At 64.3% G+C, this 14344-nt stretch carries 18 protein-coding genes and 1 pseudogene; 15 read left to right on the top strand and 4 right to left on the bottom strand.

Features of this window, described 5'->3' with window-relative positions; genetic code table 11:
• Window positions 1–35 precede the first annotated feature (35 nt).
• The 6 genes from ACEN2R_RS17925 to ACEN2R_RS17900 are packed head-to-tail and all read left to right on the top strand — an operon-like array spanning window position 36 to window position 4933.
• Window positions 36–1460 (top strand): phage portal protein, encoded by a 1425-nt coding sequence (locus ACEN2R_RS17925; protein ID WP_442044055.1) that lies wholly within the window; start codon window positions 36–38, stop codon window positions 1458–1460.
• 4 nt (window positions 1461–1464) lie between these two features.
• Entirely contained in the window at window positions 1465–2553 is a 1089-nt protein-coding gene (locus tag ACEN2R_RS17920; RefSeq protein WP_442044054.1) for a head maturation protease, ClpP-related, read from the top strand.
• Between the two features lie 6 nt (window positions 2554–2559).
• The gene (locus ACEN2R_RS17915) at window positions 2560–2931 is read left to right on the top strand and encodes a head decoration protein (RefSeq protein ID WP_442044053.1); all 372 of its coding nucleotides are present in this window, start codon (window positions 2560–2562) and stop codon (window positions 2929–2931) included.
• 57 nt (window positions 2932–2988) lie between these two features.
• Entirely contained in the window at window positions 2989–3993 is a 1005-nt protein-coding gene (locus ACEN2R_RS17910) for a major capsid protein (RefSeq protein WP_442044086.1), read from the top strand.
• Complete coding sequence (locus ACEN2R_RS17905; protein WP_442044052.1) at window positions 3993–4304, top strand: head-tail joining protein; 312 nt, start codon at window positions 3993–3995, stop codon at window positions 4302–4304. Before ACEN2R_RS17910 ends, ACEN2R_RS17905 begins: the two co-directional genes overlap by 1 nt.
• A complete protein-coding gene (locus tag ACEN2R_RS17900) occupies window positions 4301–4933 on the top strand; it encodes a DUF6441 family protein (protein ID WP_442044051.1) in 633 nt (210 codons plus the stop codon). Before ACEN2R_RS17905 ends, ACEN2R_RS17900 begins: the two co-directional genes overlap by 4 nt.
• Before the next feature lie 122 nt (window positions 4934–5055).
• Here ACEN2R_RS17900 and ACEN2R_RS17895 read toward each other — a convergent pair whose 3' ends face one another.
• Window positions 5056–5469, bottom strand: a complete 414-nt coding sequence (locus tag ACEN2R_RS17895; protein WP_442044050.1) for a hypothetical protein — start codon at window positions 5467–5469, stop codon at window positions 5056–5058.
• Window positions 5470–5878: 409 nt separating this feature from the next.
• On the opposite strand from ACEN2R_RS17895, the gene ACEN2R_RS17890 reads away from it, so the two are divergent.
• Complete coding sequence (locus tag ACEN2R_RS17890; protein WP_442044049.1) at window positions 5879–6301, top strand: acyl-CoA transferase; 423 nt, start codon at window positions 5879–5881, stop codon at window positions 6299–6301.
• Window positions 6302–6426: 125 nt separating this feature from the next.
• Here the strand turns inward: ACEN2R_RS17890 and ACEN2R_RS17885 are convergent, their stop codons facing one another.
• The 3 genes from ACEN2R_RS17885 to ACEN2R_RS17875 form a co-directional block, all read right to left on the bottom strand.
• The gene (locus tag ACEN2R_RS17885; protein WP_442044048.1) at window positions 6427–6645 is read right to left on the bottom strand and encodes a hypothetical protein; all 219 of its coding nucleotides are present in this window, start codon (window positions 6643–6645) and stop codon (window positions 6427–6429) included.
• Between the two features lie 66 nt (window positions 6646–6711).
• Window positions 6712–6909, bottom strand: coding sequence for a hypothetical protein (locus tag ACEN2R_RS17880; RefSeq protein WP_442044047.1), 198 nt, complete (start codon window positions 6907–6909; stop codon window positions 6712–6714).
• Window positions 6910–7475: 566 nt separating this feature from the next.
• On the bottom strand, window positions 7476–7859 hold the full coding sequence (locus tag ACEN2R_RS17875) for a bactofilin family protein (protein ID WP_442044046.1): 384 nt from the start codon (window positions 7857–7859) through the stop codon (window positions 7476–7478).
• Window positions 7860–7964: 105 nt separating this feature from the next.
• On the opposite strand from ACEN2R_RS17875, the gene ACEN2R_RS17870 reads away from it, so the two are divergent.
• The 8 genes and pseudogenes from ACEN2R_RS17870 to ACEN2R_RS17835 all read left to right on the top strand — a co-directional run.
• Window positions 7965–8903, top strand: coding sequence for a phage tail tube protein (locus ACEN2R_RS17870; RefSeq protein ID WP_442044045.1), 939 nt, complete (start codon window positions 7965–7967; stop codon window positions 8901–8903).
• Window positions 8903–9343 carry a hypothetical protein gene (locus ACEN2R_RS17865; protein ID WP_442044044.1) on the top strand — a complete coding sequence of 147 codons (441 nt, stop codon included), beginning with the start codon at window positions 8903–8905 and terminating at the stop codon, window positions 9341–9343. Before ACEN2R_RS17870 ends, ACEN2R_RS17865 begins: the two co-directional genes overlap by 1 nt.
• On the top strand, window positions 9340–9570 hold the full coding sequence (locus ACEN2R_RS17860; protein WP_442044043.1) for a DUF7697 family protein: 231 nt from the start codon (window positions 9340–9342) through the stop codon (window positions 9568–9570). Before ACEN2R_RS17865 ends, ACEN2R_RS17860 begins: the two co-directional genes overlap by 4 nt.
• A complete protein-coding gene (locus ACEN2R_RS17855; RefSeq protein ID WP_442044042.1) occupies window positions 9563–11983 on the top strand; it encodes a phage tail tape measure C-terminal domain-containing protein in 2421 nt (806 codons plus the stop codon). The genes ACEN2R_RS17860 and ACEN2R_RS17855 overlap by 8 nt, the downstream gene beginning before the upstream one ends.
• Window positions 11980–12576 (top strand): hypothetical protein, encoded by a 597-nt coding sequence (locus ACEN2R_RS17850; RefSeq protein ID WP_442044041.1) that lies wholly within the window; start codon window positions 11980–11982, stop codon window positions 12574–12576. Before ACEN2R_RS17855 ends, ACEN2R_RS17850 begins: the two co-directional genes overlap by 4 nt.
• Window positions 12573–13133 (top strand): hypothetical protein, encoded by a 561-nt coding sequence (locus ACEN2R_RS17845; RefSeq protein ID WP_442044040.1) that lies wholly within the window; start codon window positions 12573–12575, stop codon window positions 13131–13133. Before ACEN2R_RS17850 ends, ACEN2R_RS17845 begins: the two co-directional genes overlap by 4 nt.
• On the top strand, window positions 13130–13534 hold the full coding sequence (locus tag ACEN2R_RS17840) for a DUF6950 family protein (RefSeq protein WP_442044039.1): 405 nt from the start codon (window positions 13130–13132) through the stop codon (window positions 13532–13534). The genes ACEN2R_RS17845 and ACEN2R_RS17840 overlap by 4 nt, the downstream gene beginning before the upstream one ends.
• A gap of 1 nt (window position 13535) precedes the next feature.
• Window positions 13536–14344: pseudogene (locus tag ACEN2R_RS17835) on the top strand (phage tail protein); the annotation flags it as partial.

Genomic DNA, 14344 nt, shown 5'->3' with positions numbered 1-14344 from the left:
GTCCCTCCGAACTGCGTGCGCGTCTTGAAGGCGCGATGTCCAAGCGTCGGCTGCGGGGCTGGAACCCACCGCTGGAAAACATCAATTCGCTGGTGGCGTCAGGCGGTCCAAAGCTTCTGGCACGCGCGCGGGAACTGGTGGTCACCAACGGTTATGCCGCGAATGCCTGCGAAGCCTTTGCGTCCAATATGGTGGGGGATGGGATCAAGCCGTCCTCACTGATCGAGGATGCGCGCCTGCGGGACCGCGTCCAGCGGCTCTGGCTGGCTTGGACTGACGAAGCCGATGCCGATGGGCTGACGGATTTCTACGGTCTGCAGGCGATGGTCGCGCGGGAAATGTTTGTTGCGGGCGAATGCTTCGTGCGTTTTCGTCCCCGCCGCACCGAGGACGACCTTCTCGTGCCGCTGCAGATGCAGCTGCTGCAATCGGAAATGCTGCCCTTTGAGAAAACTGGCCCGGCCGCAAATGGCAACCAGATCCGCTGCGGCATTGAGTTTGACCTGATCGGCAGGCGGGTGGCCTATCATTTTCGCCGCAGCCATCCGGGCGATAGCACCGATCAGCGGGTCGCGGTGCCGGAAACGGTGCGCGTGCCCGCCGAGGACGTGCTGCATATCTATCGGCCCATTGATGCCGGACAAATCCGCGGCCTGCCACATGTGGCCCCGGCCATGGTGCGGCTGTTCCTGCTCGATCAGTACGATGACGCCGAACTCGATCGCAAAAAGACGGCCGCGATGTTTGCCGGTTTTATCACCAAGACAGCACCGGAAGACCCGATGATGGGGGAAGGTGCGGCGGATCTCGATGGCGCGGCGATGGCCAGCCTTGAGCCCGGGACCATGCAAGTGCTGCTGCCGGGTGAAGATGTGAAGTTTTCCAGTCCGGCGGATGTCGGTGGTGGCTATGAGGCGTTCCAATACCGCACGCTGCTGGCGGTCTCGGCCTCGCTGGGTTTGCCCTATCATTTGGTCACCGGCGATGTACGCCAAGCGAACTATTCGTCCTTGCGCGCCGAACTGGTCGAATTCCGCCGCCGCGTGCAGCAATTGCAGCACGGGGTGATTGCGCATCAGCTCTGCCGACCGATCTGGGCGCGCTGGCTGGAAACGGCGCAACTGGCAGGCCGCTTGGATCTGCCGGATCCGGCGGCAGCACGCATGGTGCAATGGATCCCGCCGCGCTGGGACTGGGTTGATCCGCTAAAAGACATTCAGGCGCAGGTGCTGGCGATGGAGGCGGGCATCACCTCGCGGCGCAAGGTGGTCGAGGCCACCGGTTACGACGTCGAAGAGGTCGACCGCGAAAACGCGGCCGATGCCGCGCGGACAAAAGAGCTGGGGCTCAGTTACAGAACCAACCCCGGCGAGACGCAAGGCGCTCGGGCAACGCCCAGGCGGAAGCCAGAAACAGATGGCGAAGGCGGCGGATACGCCAATCAATCCGAACAGGAGTAAGACCATGAACAGTTGGTATACGATCCGCGCCCGGGCAACGGGCGCGGAAGTGCTGATCTATGACGAAATCGGTGCCTATGGCGTTTCGGCCAAGGGGTTTCTGGCCGAGCTCGGCGCGCTGCCGGATGACACGCCGATTGATCTGCGTCTCAACAGCCCCGGCGGCTCGGTCTTCGATGCCGTGGCGATCTACAACGCACTGAGCCGTCACGCGGGCACGATCACTGTCTGGATTGACGGCATTGCCGCCTCGGCTGCGAGCTATATCGCCATGGCGGGCGACGAGATCGTCATGCCGGAGAATGCCTTTCTGATGATCCATGACCCAAGCGGGCTCGTCATGGGCACGGCGGCGGACATGCGTGACATGGCCGGGACGCTGGACAAGATTGCGGCCAGCATGACGCGCGGCTATGCGGCTAGATCCGGCAAGCCCGAGGCTGAGATCGCGGCGCTGATGGCGTCCGAGACCTGGTTCGACGCGACAGATGCACTGGATTTGGGGCTTGCCACACGTCTGTCAGAGCCGGTGCGGATTGCCGCCAGTTTCGACATTGGCCGTTTCCGCAATGCCCCGCCTGCGCTGGCGGAGCTGGTCACTGCAGAACGTGCGGCGATTGGCGACGACATCGTTCCAGACGAGGACGATGTTGCGGCGGGTGGTGATCCTCCGACCGCACCCGATCCCGCGACCAAGGTTCCCGCCGGGAACGTTGATCCGGTGGCCACAGCCGACGATCCATCGCGTTCAAATGGGCAGAGCGAGGGTGTTGCAGACGAAAACACCCCCGCGAGCGGGGCGGAGAGCTGCGTTGCAGTCGCCAACGTACCACCCGACGCCGGGGCGATCCGCGCCGAGGTCATTGCTCATGCCCGCGCGGTGATCGACCTCTGCCGCCTTGCGGGCCAGCCGCAACTGGCAGGGCGGTTCCTTGAGGAAAACGCCAGTCTGGACGCGGTGCGTGCCAGCCTGCTGGACGCAAAGGCCGAGGCCGAGCCGCAGATCACCTCCCATCACCCGCAACCCGGACGCAGTTCCACCACACGCCCCTGGGGCGATGTCATCGATCGCACCTTCAAACTCAAAGGATAATCTCCCATGGCCATGCTCACTGAAGGCCCCCATCCCGGCGGCTTCCTCGTCTGGGAAGTGCTGCGCGACTTCACCCGCGACACCGTCACCCTCGCGTCCGGCGCTGGCAAGCTCGCGCCCGGCACCGTGCTGGGCAAGATCACCACCGGCGGCAAATACACGGGCCTCGCGCCCGCTGCCACGAATGGCAGCCAGAATGCCGCTGGCATCCTCTGGGCCGGTATCGATGCCACCGATGCTGACGCATCCGGCGTGGTGCTGGTGCGCGGCCCCGCCATTGCGAACCGCCATGAACTGGTCTGGCCCGAGGGTGCCACCGAGGCCCAGATCACCACCGCCACCACGGCTCTGGCAGCACTCGGTATCATCCTGCGCTGAGCCAAGGTGCTACTTCCCCATCAATTGTAGAATAGAAGGAGGCACGCTGTGGCCACCATGGACATCTTTGAAGGCGATGCCTTCTCCATCATCGAGTTGACCCGCGCGCTCGAAAACATCCCCTTCAAACCGGCAATCCTCTCCGGGGCGGCCCTTTTTGGCAGTCGCGGCGTGCGTGCGCGCACCGTGATGGTTGAGAGCCGGGATGGCACCCTGTCGCTGATCCCGTTCTCGGAACGCGGCTCGGCCTTTGAGTCCCAGATCCCGGAACGCCGCGAGATGCGTGCCTTTGTCTGCCGCCAGTTCAAGAAGCAGGATGTGCTTTGGGCCGCGGAAATCCAGGCGATCCGCGACTTCGGCTCGGAAACCGCCGTGAGCCAAGTCCAGACAGAGGTGGCGCGCAAGATGGGCCGTCTGCGCAACGACGCCGAGGCCACTTTCGAGTTTCACCTCTTCAACGGCATCCAGGGAGTGGTGAAGGACCCGCGCGATGGGGCCACGGTCATCAACTACTATACCGAGTTCGGTATTACCCCGGCCGCCGAGGTCGACTTCGATCTGGACAATGCAACGCCTGGCTCGGGTGCGCTGCGCAAGCGCTGCCAGGCGCTCATTGAGAGCGTCGAGGACACGCTGGGTGGTCTCGCCGCGGGTCAGGTGCAGCTGCGCGCTGAATGTGGATCGGCGTTCTTTGCCGACCTAGTGGCCCACAAGGAGGTGCGCGAGACCTATCTCAATACGGCCGCTGCCGCCGATCTGCGGGGCAGGGTGGGCGAAGAGGTCAGCTTCGGCGGCATCACCTTCCGCCGCTACCGGGGCGGACTGGGATTTGGCGTGCCGACCGACAAGGCTTATTTCTATCCCGAAGGTGTTGAGGGCCTGTTCGAGATCTACTACGCGCCAGCCGACACGTTCGAGACGGTCAACACCGTGGGCCTGCCGCTTTATGCGCGCATGATCCCCGATCGCGACCGTGACGAATGGGTGCGGCTGGAGATCGAGTCAAATCCGCTGCCCATTTGCACCCGCCCGCAGGTGTTGCGCAGTGCGCGGCGAACCTGATGATGGTGTTCAAGACTGCAGTTCAGGCGCTCTTTGCTGATCCGAACATCTCGGTTGAAATCTGGCATCGGGATGGGGAGGGGGGCTTCACCCGGGCGCGGGGCATCCTGCGCCGTCCAGACGAGATCACCGAGTTCGGGTCGGCGCGGCTTTTGTCCGACACAACGCGAATGGATGTGCGTGTTGAGGATATTCCTGATCCACGACCGCAGGAGCAGATCCTGATCGGGGACGAGACCTTTCTGATCCAGGGGGAGCCGGCCCGCGATCGCGACCGTCTGATCTGGACGATTGATCTGGCGCCCGCATGAGGCTGAACCTCGACATCGAACCCGACCTCGTGGCGATGATGGCGGCCGAAATCAAGGCGGCAGAGCGCGCTGTCTCGAGCGCCATGCGCGTGGCCGCGACCCGTCTCAAGACCGACTGGCGCGGTCAGATCACCGGCGCGGGGCTGGGACGACGGCTGGCCAACAGCATCAGGAGCCAGACCTATCCCAAGGCGGGTGACAGTCTGAGCGCCGCAGCGCTGGTCTGGTCGAATGCCCCCGTGATCGTCGGCGCCCATGACACCGGCCCGCTGATCCGCTCGAAGGACGGCTTTTGGCTGGCGATCCCGACGCCTGCGGCTGGCAAGGGGCTGAAAGGCGGCAGAATTACCCCCGGTGAATGGGAGCGACGGCGCGGGATGCGCTTGCGCTTTGTGTATCGCCGGCACGGCCCAAGCCTGCTGGTGGCCGAGGGGCGGCTGAATACCCGCGGCCTCGGCGTGGCCTCGCGATCAAAGACCGGGCGCGGTGTCACAACCGTACCGATCTTTCTCCTGGTGCCACAGGTCAAGCTGCGCAAGCGGCTCGATCTGGCGCGCGATGCGAAGCGCGCGCAGGCCGCCGTGCCGGGGTTGATCGTGGCGCATTGGGTGGACGGGCGGCTGGGGTGATGCCCGCGTTGCGGGGCAGAGCGGGCGTTCGATGCGAGTGTCGTATTTCAGCGACGCGTAGCCTAGGCACAGAGGACTGATGCACTATCAGTGCTCGTCCCGAAGCGGTCAAACCTGGCAGTTTACCAAGCGCAGACTCTTGCTTCATGATTTGACCAGCATGCCCCGTCTTCTTCGCGTCTCAAGTATCCCAGATAGGAGTGTTGATGAGATGCAGGAACCAGTGTTTCACCATATTTCATCCCACCATCTGCGTTCCAGAGTCCATCGGCCCATCCATCATCCAGGATGATCATAGAAACCCACCACTGGTCTTTATTGAGATCAAAATCACCTGCTTTACCCGCTGTGAATTCACATGGGCCATCGATATAAACGTTGCCTTGGTATTTTAGGTAGCAACGCGCTGTCTTTGCGTCTGCTGGCAACATGGAGGCTGCGACAAGAATTGCCGTCAAAATGAGCTTTTTCATCAAAAATAACATCTTGATTGTTGTCACATCCTTGAAGGTTATGTGGCTGTTTTTGATCAACATTGGCTTGACTTTGTGCTATTCCTTGATCTTCTACAAGGGCGTCTTGCCCAAGGCCGATTACGGCAGCTGCTGGTTATAGAGCCAGACATGGCGGTGCAGAGTGGCGCACAGTTCCTTGCCCGATCGGAAGCGGTGGCTTTGCAGGAATTCCTTTCTCCTGAAGGTTTTTCTCCTGTCCCCCGCTCACTTCGCGGAAGCGTGTCTGAAACGCAGCTAACCCGAGATGCTGCGCCAGCCACACTACGGCTGCATTGGGTTGACTATTGCCTATTTTGTGTGTGCCGCCAAGCGCGGCAGACCCCAGCACGACGGGTAGAAAAGGGCTGAACTGCTGCTGGCTGCGTCTACAGAATAACAGCCTATCTGACCGCAGAAGGCCTCAAAACACCCCCCAGCTTTGGAATAACAAATGCCCACCCCTCGCGAAACTATCCTCACCGCGCTGCAAGCGCGGCTGCACAGCATTCCTTATGTGACCGTCTTGCGTGGCGGGGTCCTGCCGGAACGCGTGCCCGCCGCCGGGCTGCTGATCTTGCGCGATGGCGATCCCGGCGCGCCCGGCGTGACGCTGTCGCCGCTGATGTACCATTACCAGCACCGCGCCGAGATCGAGGCGGTGGTCCAGACTTGGGATCGCGACGCGGCTTTTGATGCTCTGTGCGCCAGCATCGGCACGGTGATCATTGCGGAGCCCACCCTGGGCGGTCTGTGTGACTGGATCGAGGCGGAAGCACCGCAGCCGGTCGATCTGCCCGTGGAGGGTGCGGTGAGCCTGAAGGCGGCGGTGATACCGGTAGTGCTGCACTATTCGGTATCAGACCCCCTGAACTGAGGGGCTGCCGCAGTCAGTGCAACCTACGCCCACAGCCGTTACGACCGCTGCCCGAACGTCTTTTTGTTAGCTTGCGCGCTTGGTGCTATCGTCATGTTTTGGCGATGCGTTCTGACCTTAGGGGGTCATCTTTGGTTTTTTTTCGATTTTTCATAGATCGCCGTCGCCAGTGCCAGACATTGTTCATGCCAATAGTTGCCATCGTTTTTGTTATGAACAACAGTCTTGTCGCTATCGCCACACCAAACACAGGCATGCGGGCCCTGAACGAGTTGTCTTGAAATATCCTGCATCGTCATATCCCTTTGCGCTTCCAACGGCAAAGTAAGGGGCCAGTGTTTCATCGAGATATCCTCGGCCCACATGGCTTAAATCAGCTGTGTGTAATCATGCTGGTCCAGGCAGTGCTGCTATCCAGCCAGACCAAGGTTAGCCAATTTCTTGTTCACGGGGCTTTGCTGGCCAACATATTCTTCTCCGGCCTGAGCCAGACATTCCTTATGCCAGTAGGTGTCGCTGTCGGGATGATGATGCACAGTTTCGTCAGCTTGAAAGCACCAGAGGCACAATTTTTTATCAATTGCCTGATATGGCATTGCATCCTTCATTATCGTCTCCTTTTGGAAATGAGGTTTGACACAAAAACTGGCTAATTCCCTGAGACCTATGGGATTGACCCCATGCCTTGCTCGTTCGGTCGGAAACACGACCTGTGCACTTCAACGAAGGTCTTTGATTCCCACTACAAGGAATCCCTGATTGGAATAAATCTCGAGAGGGCGATGTGGCCATTGACCAAAATCAAGGGGGGATGAAACATTCTCAATGTGACAAAAATAGTCTTAAAACGAATGGCAACGTTGGCAACAAACGCGCAGGTCAATTGCGCTCCCTTCTTGCGCGATCGTAACGGGCGGCAACACAGTGCTAATCCTTGAGGCGGGCGATAGCGGATCGCATAGTGTTGAATAAGGGATTTTTCGGCCCTTCCGCATAGACGCATTGGACTGCGCAGGGACATGTCCTCATGTGCAAGCCCTTCGCGATACCATTCGGCCTCGCAACCGCGGTTGGTCGGTCTGCCAGTGAAGGTCGTGGCTTCGATCAAGGCCGCGATCGCGCGCGTTGACCTACATTACATTACCGATGATCCGCAGGGCTGATCCGCCCTGCGTTATGTGCCGATCGCTGGTTGCGTTGTTTTCGACAGCGCGCCCTCGATCTGCGCACCGCTGTCTATACTGAGGCGTTCGTAGCGGATGTCGGCGGTCACGCGTGCGGAGGGCTTGAGCGCGACGTTGACCGCCGACACTGTTCCGACAAGCCGGCCGTCTATGGTGACATGTCGGGCCCGGACATTGCCGTTGATCTGACCTTGTGATCCGAGCACCAGCGTATCGGCCGTCACATCGCCTGTGATCAGGCAGTCCAGATCCAGAATGCCGTCACAGGTCAGATTGCCGTCGATGGTGATACCGCTGTGGATCATCGAGCGCTTGCGATCCTTGTTGTTCGACATTGCATCGGCTGCAGGTGACGGGGCGGGCTTCTTGAACATTGCTTGATCGGTCCTGATTGTTTGGATGAGACACTAGCGACAGCTTTTTCCCCGGGGTCAAGGCCTTGACCCTTTATAGACATCCCCCAACCGAAGGAGACAATCATGGCACGAGCCCAAGGGGCGCGGGCGCAGATGGCGCTTGCGTTCGAGACGACCTATGGCACGCCCCCGCTTGGCGGATACACGCGGATGCCCTTTGCCAGCACCTCGCTCGGATCCGAGCAGCCGTTGCAGGCGTCCGAGCTTCTGGGCTACGGGCGCGACCCGCTGGCGCCGCTGAAGGATGCGGTGACGGCGGACGGCGATGTGTCGGTGCCGATCGATGCGGCGGCCTTCGGGTTCTGGCTGAAGGCCGCGTTCGGCGCGCCGGTGACCACGGGGGTCGGGCCTTACACGCATGAGTTCCGCTCGGGCAACTGGGTGCTGCCGTCCTTCGCGATCGAGACCGGCATGCCGGAGGTGCCGCGCTATGCGATGTATGCCGGTTGCATGGTCGATGCCTTGAGCTGGCAGATGGCGCGCTCGGGGCTTTTGACCGCCAGCGCCAGTATCGTGGCGCAGGGCGAGACGATCGGCACCTCGTCCTCGGCGGGCACGCTGGCCGCGCTTGATCTGGTGCGCTTCGGCCATTTCAACGGGGCGATTACCCGCAATGCAGTGCCGATCGGCAATATCGTGTCCGCCGATATCAACTATGCCAATAACCTCGACCGGATCGAGACGATCCGGGCCGACGGCAAGATCGACGGGGCGGATCCGTCGATCGCGGCGCTGACCGGCAGCGTGGCGGTGCGCTTTGCCGACCAGACGCTGGTCAATCAGGCGATCAACGGCGAGGCGTGCGAGCTGGAGTTCTCCTACAATCTGTCCACCGGCGAAAGCCTGTCGCTGACGGCCCATGCGGTCTATCTGCCGCGTCCGCGCATCGAAATCGCGGGCCCGCAGGGCGTGCAGGCGACATTCGACTGGCAGGCGGCGACGGACGCCGTGGCGGGCCGGATGTGCACGGTCACGCTGGTCAATGATGTGGAGGCCTATTGATGCTGAAACTTAACCTTTCCACCGAGCCGCGCTGGCTGGATCTAGGCCACGGTGTGCGGCTGCGGGTGGCGCCCTTGTCGACGGCGGTGATGATGGCCGCGCGCAGTGATCCGGCGATAGCCGCGGCGGCAGAGGCGGGCCGGTCGAATGAAGACCTCGCCTGCGTGGTCGCCAAGGCGATCGCGCGGATCGTGGTGCACGACTGGGAGGGCGTCGGCGACGAGACCGGCCTGCCGCTGCCGCTCTCGCCCGAGGCTCTGGACGCGCTCCTCGAGGTCTGGCCGATCTTCGAGGCGTTCCAGACGGATTATGTCGCGGGAGGCTTGATCCTGGACGCGGAAAAAAACGGCTTACCGCCCTTGCCGACTGGGAGTTCGGCGGGGGCGGCGCGTATTGCGCCGGATGCACCGGGGTCTGCGACGCCTGTCCGGGGCGATTGAACCAGCCGCAGACGCTCGAGGGCTGGCAGGTCTGGGATCTGGTTGGGCGCCTTGGCGGCCAGTTACGGATTGCGGGGCGCGTGGTGACCGGCTGGGACATGGGCGCGGCCCTGCAGCTCGGCACAGCGCTCGGCGTCGATGCCCGCGCCATGGGGGAACTGTTGCCCGCAATCGAGGCGGTGATGGTGCGCAAAGTGAACGAAGAGATCGGAGATCAGGATGGCTGAAAAGAAAGTTTCCGTCCGCCTCGCGGCTCTGGGCGGCAAGCAGGTGCGTGCCGAGCTGACGGGCATTGGCGCGGCGGGCGCCAAGGGCATGGGGCGTTTGTCCCGAGAAACAGAACAAGCCAACGCTCGTCTTGTGGCCTTTGCGCGGCGGGCCGGGGTTGCGGCGGCGGCGGTGGCGGCGGCTGGCGTGGCGATGGTGAGGAGCGGCCTGCAAACGGTGGACGCGCAGGCCAAGCTGGCGCAGTCGCTCGGCACCACGGTGGCCAGCATTCAAACGCTCGAGCGCGCCGGCGCGCTGGCGGGTGTGTCGATGTCGGGCATCGAGCAGGCCACCAAGGACCTGACCCGGCGGTTGAGCCAGGCGGCGGCGGGGAGCGGACCTGCGGCGGAGGCCCTCAAGACGCTCGGCCTGTCTGCGGGCGATTTGATGCGCCTGCCCCTTGATGAGCGGGTCGGCGCGATCAATGCGGCGATCGAGGATTTTGTGCCCGCGGCGCAGCGGGCGGCGGTGGCGGGGCAGCTCTTTGGCGAAGAGGGCTCGATCGCCATGTCGCGGATCGACAGTGCGACGCTGCGGCAGGCCACGCAGGATATGCGGGACTTCGGGGTGATTGTCTCCGAGCAGGACGCCGACCAGATCGAGCGCACCAATGATGCGATCTCGCGACTGGGGTTGATCTGGCGCGGGCTGTCGAACCAGCTGGCGGTCGCGGCGGCCCCGGCGCTCGAGGCGGTGGCGGATGCGATGGCGGCGGCGGCCAGGGTGACCGGGCCGCTCGGGCGGGCGATCCAGACCCTGTTCGGCAATCTCGACCGCATCGCCACATATGCCGGAACATTTGCGGCGCTGATGGCGGGACGTTGGGTCGCGGGAATGGCGGCGGCGGCCCTGTCGGTGCGCGGGCTGACCACCAGCCTTGTGGTGCTGAAGGGGGCGCTGATCCGCACCGGTATTGGCGCACTGATCGTCGGCGCAGGCGAGCTGGTGTTCTGGTTCACCAGGCTCGCGAAGGGAGCCGGGGGCTTTGGCGCGGCGATGGGCCTTTTGAAGGATGTGGCCGTCGAGGTCTGGGGGCGGATCGGCATGGGGGCGGCCTCGGTCGGTGCGCGGTCGGCGGCGATGTTCTATGACCTCAAGGCAGACGCGGCCTCGGGCATGGCCGCCGCCATCGAGAGTGTTGTGGGCTTTGGCAATGCGACCGCCAATACCTTCGAGGGCGCGCTTCTGGCCGTGAAGGCGATCTGGGGCCGCCTGCCAGCGGTGATCGGTGATCTGGTGTTCACGGCGGCAAACCGGATGATTGACGGCGTTGAAGCGATGCTGAACGGGGCGATCCGGCGGATCGACAGCTTTACCGGAAAGATCCGCGACGCGCTGGCCGCCGTGGGCATCGAGAGCACTTTTGGCACCATCGGCGAGATTGATCTTGGCGGGATTGCAAACCCCTTTGCCGGGGCCTCAGCCGAGGCGGGCACGGCCGCAGCGGCGGCCTTCAAGACAGCCTTCGCGGACACTCCGCTCAGCGCGCCGGATCTGGGGCTTGGCAAGATCGCCGCAGATGCCGCGTCAACCGCGGCCACGTTCCGGACTGCGGCGGAGGATCTGGCAAAGGGCGCGGTGCTGCCGCTGTCGAGCTGGCAGGCCCTCAAAGCCGCCATCGCCGGCACCGGGGACGACGGCGCTGCGGCCCTGGACGCTGCGGCGGTCTCTGCCGACAAGGTGACGGAAGCCGTCACCAAGGCGGGCGGCGCGGCAGCGAAGGCGAAAGAGGCGATCGTCACGGGGGTCGCATCGGTCTCGGACAGCCTGTCGCGCTACGCCAAGGGCGCGCTTGATTGGGGCAAGGGTCTGGGCGAGACGCTGACCGGTGCCTTCCGGGGGGCCGAGAGCGCGTTCCGCAGCTTTGTCGAGACCGGCAAGCTGGACTTCAAGGGGCTCGTGCGCTCGATCCTCGCGGATCTGGCGGTGTTGCAGTTCAAACGCGCGGTTCTGGGCCCGATCGCGGGGGCCCTTGGCAACGTATTCTCGCTGTTCAGCGGTCCCGCCCCGGGCAGCACGGCCAGCATTCTGCATGCGGGCGGCATCGCGGGCTTTGGCGGTCTCGCGCGCCGCGTGCCCGCAGAGGTCTTTGCCGCGGCGCCGCGGATGCATGCGGGCGGTGTGGCCGGATTAAAGCCAGACGAGGTCCCCGCCATCCTGCAGCGCGGCGAGCGGGTGCTGAGCCGGCGCGAGACGGCGGGCTATGGCGGCGGGTCGACTGGCGGTGGCGTGACCCTGCATATCGATGCGCGCGGCGCGCAGGCGGGCGTCGCCGAGCAGATCGACGCCAAGCTGCGCGCCGCCCTTCCCGAGATCCAGCGGATCGCCATCCAGAGCGTCGCGGGACGGCGCAACCGGGGATATGCGGTATGAGCGTTCCAGCACTGCCCCTGACCTTGATCGAAAGCCTGGAGCGGCGTCTGGTCACCGCCGTGACCGCATCGACGTCGTCTTTCACCGGAACCCAACAGGTGCAGGACTGGGGCGGCGAATGGTGGGAGTACAGCGTCGAGATGGCGATGACCAAGGGCCGCGACGGGCGGCGGCTGTCGGCGTTTCTGACGGCCCTTGGCGGGATGCGGGGGCGGTTCCTGCTGTCCGATCCCTCGATTGCGCAGCCTGACATGACGGCAGCGCCTGTCGTGGTTGGTGCGGGTCAAAGCGGGACGATGCTTCTGACCGGTGGATGGGCTGCGAGCGCGCCCGCGTTGCTCTGCGGCGATTTCTTCTCATTGGGCACCGGGGGAGAGACGCGGCTTTATCAGGTGACGGCCGATACCACCGCCGATGTCGCTGGGCTGGCCACCCTGTCCTTTGTGCCGCGGTTGCGCAGCGCCCCGCTCAGCGGTGCGGTGCTTGACGTGGCAGCACCGGCGGTGGCGCTGCGCCTGACAGCGCCGGTGCCGACACGGATCGGCCGTGCCGACAGCTACCGCTTTTCCATCACCGCCCGCGAGGCGCTATGAGCCGGGATCTGACGCCCGGATTTGCCGCGGCGCTGGCGGCACAGGATCTGCGGCCGGTGATCTTCTTCGAGGGGGAGTTCGCCTCGGGCCTGGTGCGGATCTGGTCGGGGCTTGGCACGATCGACTGGGACGGCAAGATCTGGACCGGTGCCGGATCGCTCCTCGGGCTCGGGTCGATCGAAGAGGCCGAACAGGTGGTCGCCAGCGGCACCTCGATCTCGCTGTCCGGCGTGCCGCTCGAGATGGTGGCGCTGGCGATCGACGAGGCGCGCCAGGGCCTGCCCGGTCGGGTCTGGCTCGGGCTGCTCACCGAGGAGCGCGGCCTCATTGCCGATCCGGTGCAGGCCTTCACCGGCCGGCTCGATGTGCCGGAGATCACCGACGACGCGCAAAGCTGCACCGTCACGATCAGCTACGAGAGCCGGTTGATCGATCTCAATACCGCGCGCAGCTGGCGATACACCCACGAAAGCCAGCAGGCGCTGCATCCCGGCGACATGGGCTTCGCGTTTGTCACCAGCATTCAGGACAGGGAAATCACATGGGGGCGCGGATGAGGACGGCGGATTGGCAGAGCCGTCTGGCAGGGATAGTTGAGCACGCCCGCACCCGGCCTTTCGTCTGGGGCACGCATGACTGCGCCACCTGGGCCTTTGAGCTGCGCGCCGCCCTGACCGGCGGCGCGGATGTGGCCGCCCTGTGGCGCGGCCGCTATACCACCGCCCTTGGTGCGCGGCGGGTGATGGTGCGGTGCGGCTGGCAGAGCCTTGAGGCGATGGGCCGTGATCTTTTGGGCGCGCCCTTGGCCTCCCCGCTTTCGGCGCAGCGCGGCGATCTGGTGCTCGGGGGCGCGGACCCCGCCTTCGGGGTCTGCCTCGGCGCCAGGGCCAGCTTTGTCGCAGGTTCCGGCCTGACGCTCCTGCCGCTTGAGGCCTGCACCCTGGCCTGGAGGGTCTGACATGCCGCCCATCGTGCTTGGCGTTGTGGCCCTTGGCGGGGCGGCCGTCGCGGCCGGTGGCGTCGCGGCCGCCTTTGCCGCAGGGGGCCTCATCTCCTTTGCCGCAAACTTCGGCGCCTCGATGCTGTTGTCTGCCGCAGCACAGTCGATGATGCCGAAGCCGTCGATGGCGGCGGCAGGGCCGCAAGCCCGGACGGTCACCGTCCGTGAGCCGGTGATGCCCCGCGAGATGGTATACGGCCGCGCCCGCAAGGGCGGGGTCATCGTGTTCCTGCATTCGAACGGGCCCTCGGACCAGTATCTGCACCTTGTCGTGGTGGTTGCCGCGCACCGGGTCAAATCCATCGGGGCGATCTACTTCGAGGGCGAGGAAGCGGTGAATGCCGCAGGTCAAGCCCAGGGTCGCTGGGCGGGCAAGGTCCGCACCGACACGCGTCTCGGCGCCGAGAACCAGAGCGCCTTCGCGGATCTGGTCACGGAGGTGTCGGAGCATTGGTCGGACGCGCACCGTCTGGCCGGCTGTGCCGCGATCTATCTGCGGCTGACCTATAGCGCGGACGCCTTCCCGGGCGGCATTCCCAACATCACCGTCGATCTCGAGGGCAAGGACGACATTCTGGATCCGCGCAGCGGTCTGCGGGGCTATTCGGAAAACGCGGCCTTGTGTCTGGCCGATTACATGGCAGGTCCCCGCCATGGCATCGGGGCTGTGATCGGGGCCGAGGACGGACTTGAGGCGGCCAGCCTGATCGAGGCGGCCAACATCTGCGACGAGGCGGTGCCCTTGATCGAGGGCGGCGCGGAGCCCCG

It is taken from the genome of Pseudogemmobacter sp. W21_MBD1_M6, from assembly GCF_052119585.1.
Classification (GTDB): domain Bacteria; phylum Pseudomonadota; class Alphaproteobacteria; order Rhodobacterales; family Rhodobacteraceae; genus JBGQOJ01.
Note: the sequence above shows the minus strand (reverse complement) of the source record. Positions and strands in the feature narration are given on the sequence as shown.

What these genes read in the sequence shown, in the direction of transcription:
- ACEN2R_RS17885 (WP_442044048.1), bottom strand. Translation starts at nt 6,645, where the DNA reads ATGAAACACTGGCCCCTTACTTTGCCGTTGGAAGCGCAAAGGGATATG.
- ACEN2R_RS17880 (WP_442044047.1), bottom strand. Translation starts at nt 6,909, where the DNA reads ATGAAGGATGCAATGCCATATCAGGCAATTGATAAAAAATTGTGCCTC.
- ACEN2R_RS17875 (WP_442044046.1), bottom strand. Translation starts at nt 7,859, where the DNA reads ATGTTCAAGAAGCCCGCCCCGTCACCTGCAGCCGATGCAATGTCGAAC.
- ACEN2R_RS17855 (WP_442044042.1), top strand. Translation starts at nt 9,563, where the DNA reads ATGGCTGAAAAGAAAGTTTCCGTCCGCCTCGCGGCTCTGGGCGGCAAG.
- ACEN2R_RS17890 (WP_442044049.1), top strand. Translation starts at nt 5,879, where the DNA reads ATGCCCACCCCTCGCGAAACTATCCTCACCGCGCTGCAAGCGCGGCTG.
- ACEN2R_RS17915 (WP_442044053.1), top strand. Translation starts at nt 2,560, where the DNA reads ATGGCCATGCTCACTGAAGGCCCCCATCCCGGCGGCTTCCTCGTCTGG.
- ACEN2R_RS17870 (WP_442044045.1), top strand. Translation starts at nt 7,965, where the DNA reads ATGGCACGAGCCCAAGGGGCGCGGGCGCAGATGGCGCTTGCGTTCGAG.
- ACEN2R_RS17895 (WP_442044050.1), bottom strand. Translation starts at nt 5,469, where the DNA reads ATGTTGATCAAAAACAGCCACATAACCTTCAAGGATGTGACAACAATC.
- ACEN2R_RS17865 (WP_442044044.1), top strand. Translation starts at nt 8,903, where the DNA reads ATGCTGAAACTTAACCTTTCCACCGAGCCGCGCTGGCTGGATCTAGGC.
- ACEN2R_RS17910 (WP_442044086.1), top strand. Translation starts at nt 2,989, where the DNA reads ATGGACATCTTTGAAGGCGATGCCTTCTCCATCATCGAGTTGACCCGC.
- ACEN2R_RS17850 (WP_442044041.1), top strand. Translation starts at nt 11,980, where the DNA reads ATGAGCGTTCCAGCACTGCCCCTGACCTTGATCGAAAGCCTGGAGCGG.
- ACEN2R_RS17925 (WP_442044055.1), top strand. Translation starts at nt 36, where the DNA reads ATGTCCAAGCGTCGGCTGCGGGGCTGGAACCCACCGCTGGAAAACATC.
- ACEN2R_RS17845 (WP_442044040.1), top strand. Translation starts at nt 12,573, where the DNA reads ATGAGCCGGGATCTGACGCCCGGATTTGCCGCGGCGCTGGCGGCACAG.
- ACEN2R_RS17920 (WP_442044054.1), top strand. Translation starts at nt 1,465, where the DNA reads ATGAACAGTTGGTATACGATCCGCGCCCGGGCAACGGGCGCGGAAGTG.
- ACEN2R_RS17905 (WP_442044052.1), top strand. Translation starts at nt 3,993, where the DNA reads ATGATGGTGTTCAAGACTGCAGTTCAGGCGCTCTTTGCTGATCCGAAC.
- ACEN2R_RS17840 (WP_442044039.1), top strand. Translation starts at nt 13,130, where the DNA reads ATGAGGACGGCGGATTGGCAGAGCCGTCTGGCAGGGATAGTTGAGCAC.
- ACEN2R_RS17900 (WP_442044051.1), top strand. Translation starts at nt 4,301, where the DNA reads ATGAGGCTGAACCTCGACATCGAACCCGACCTCGTGGCGATGATGGCG.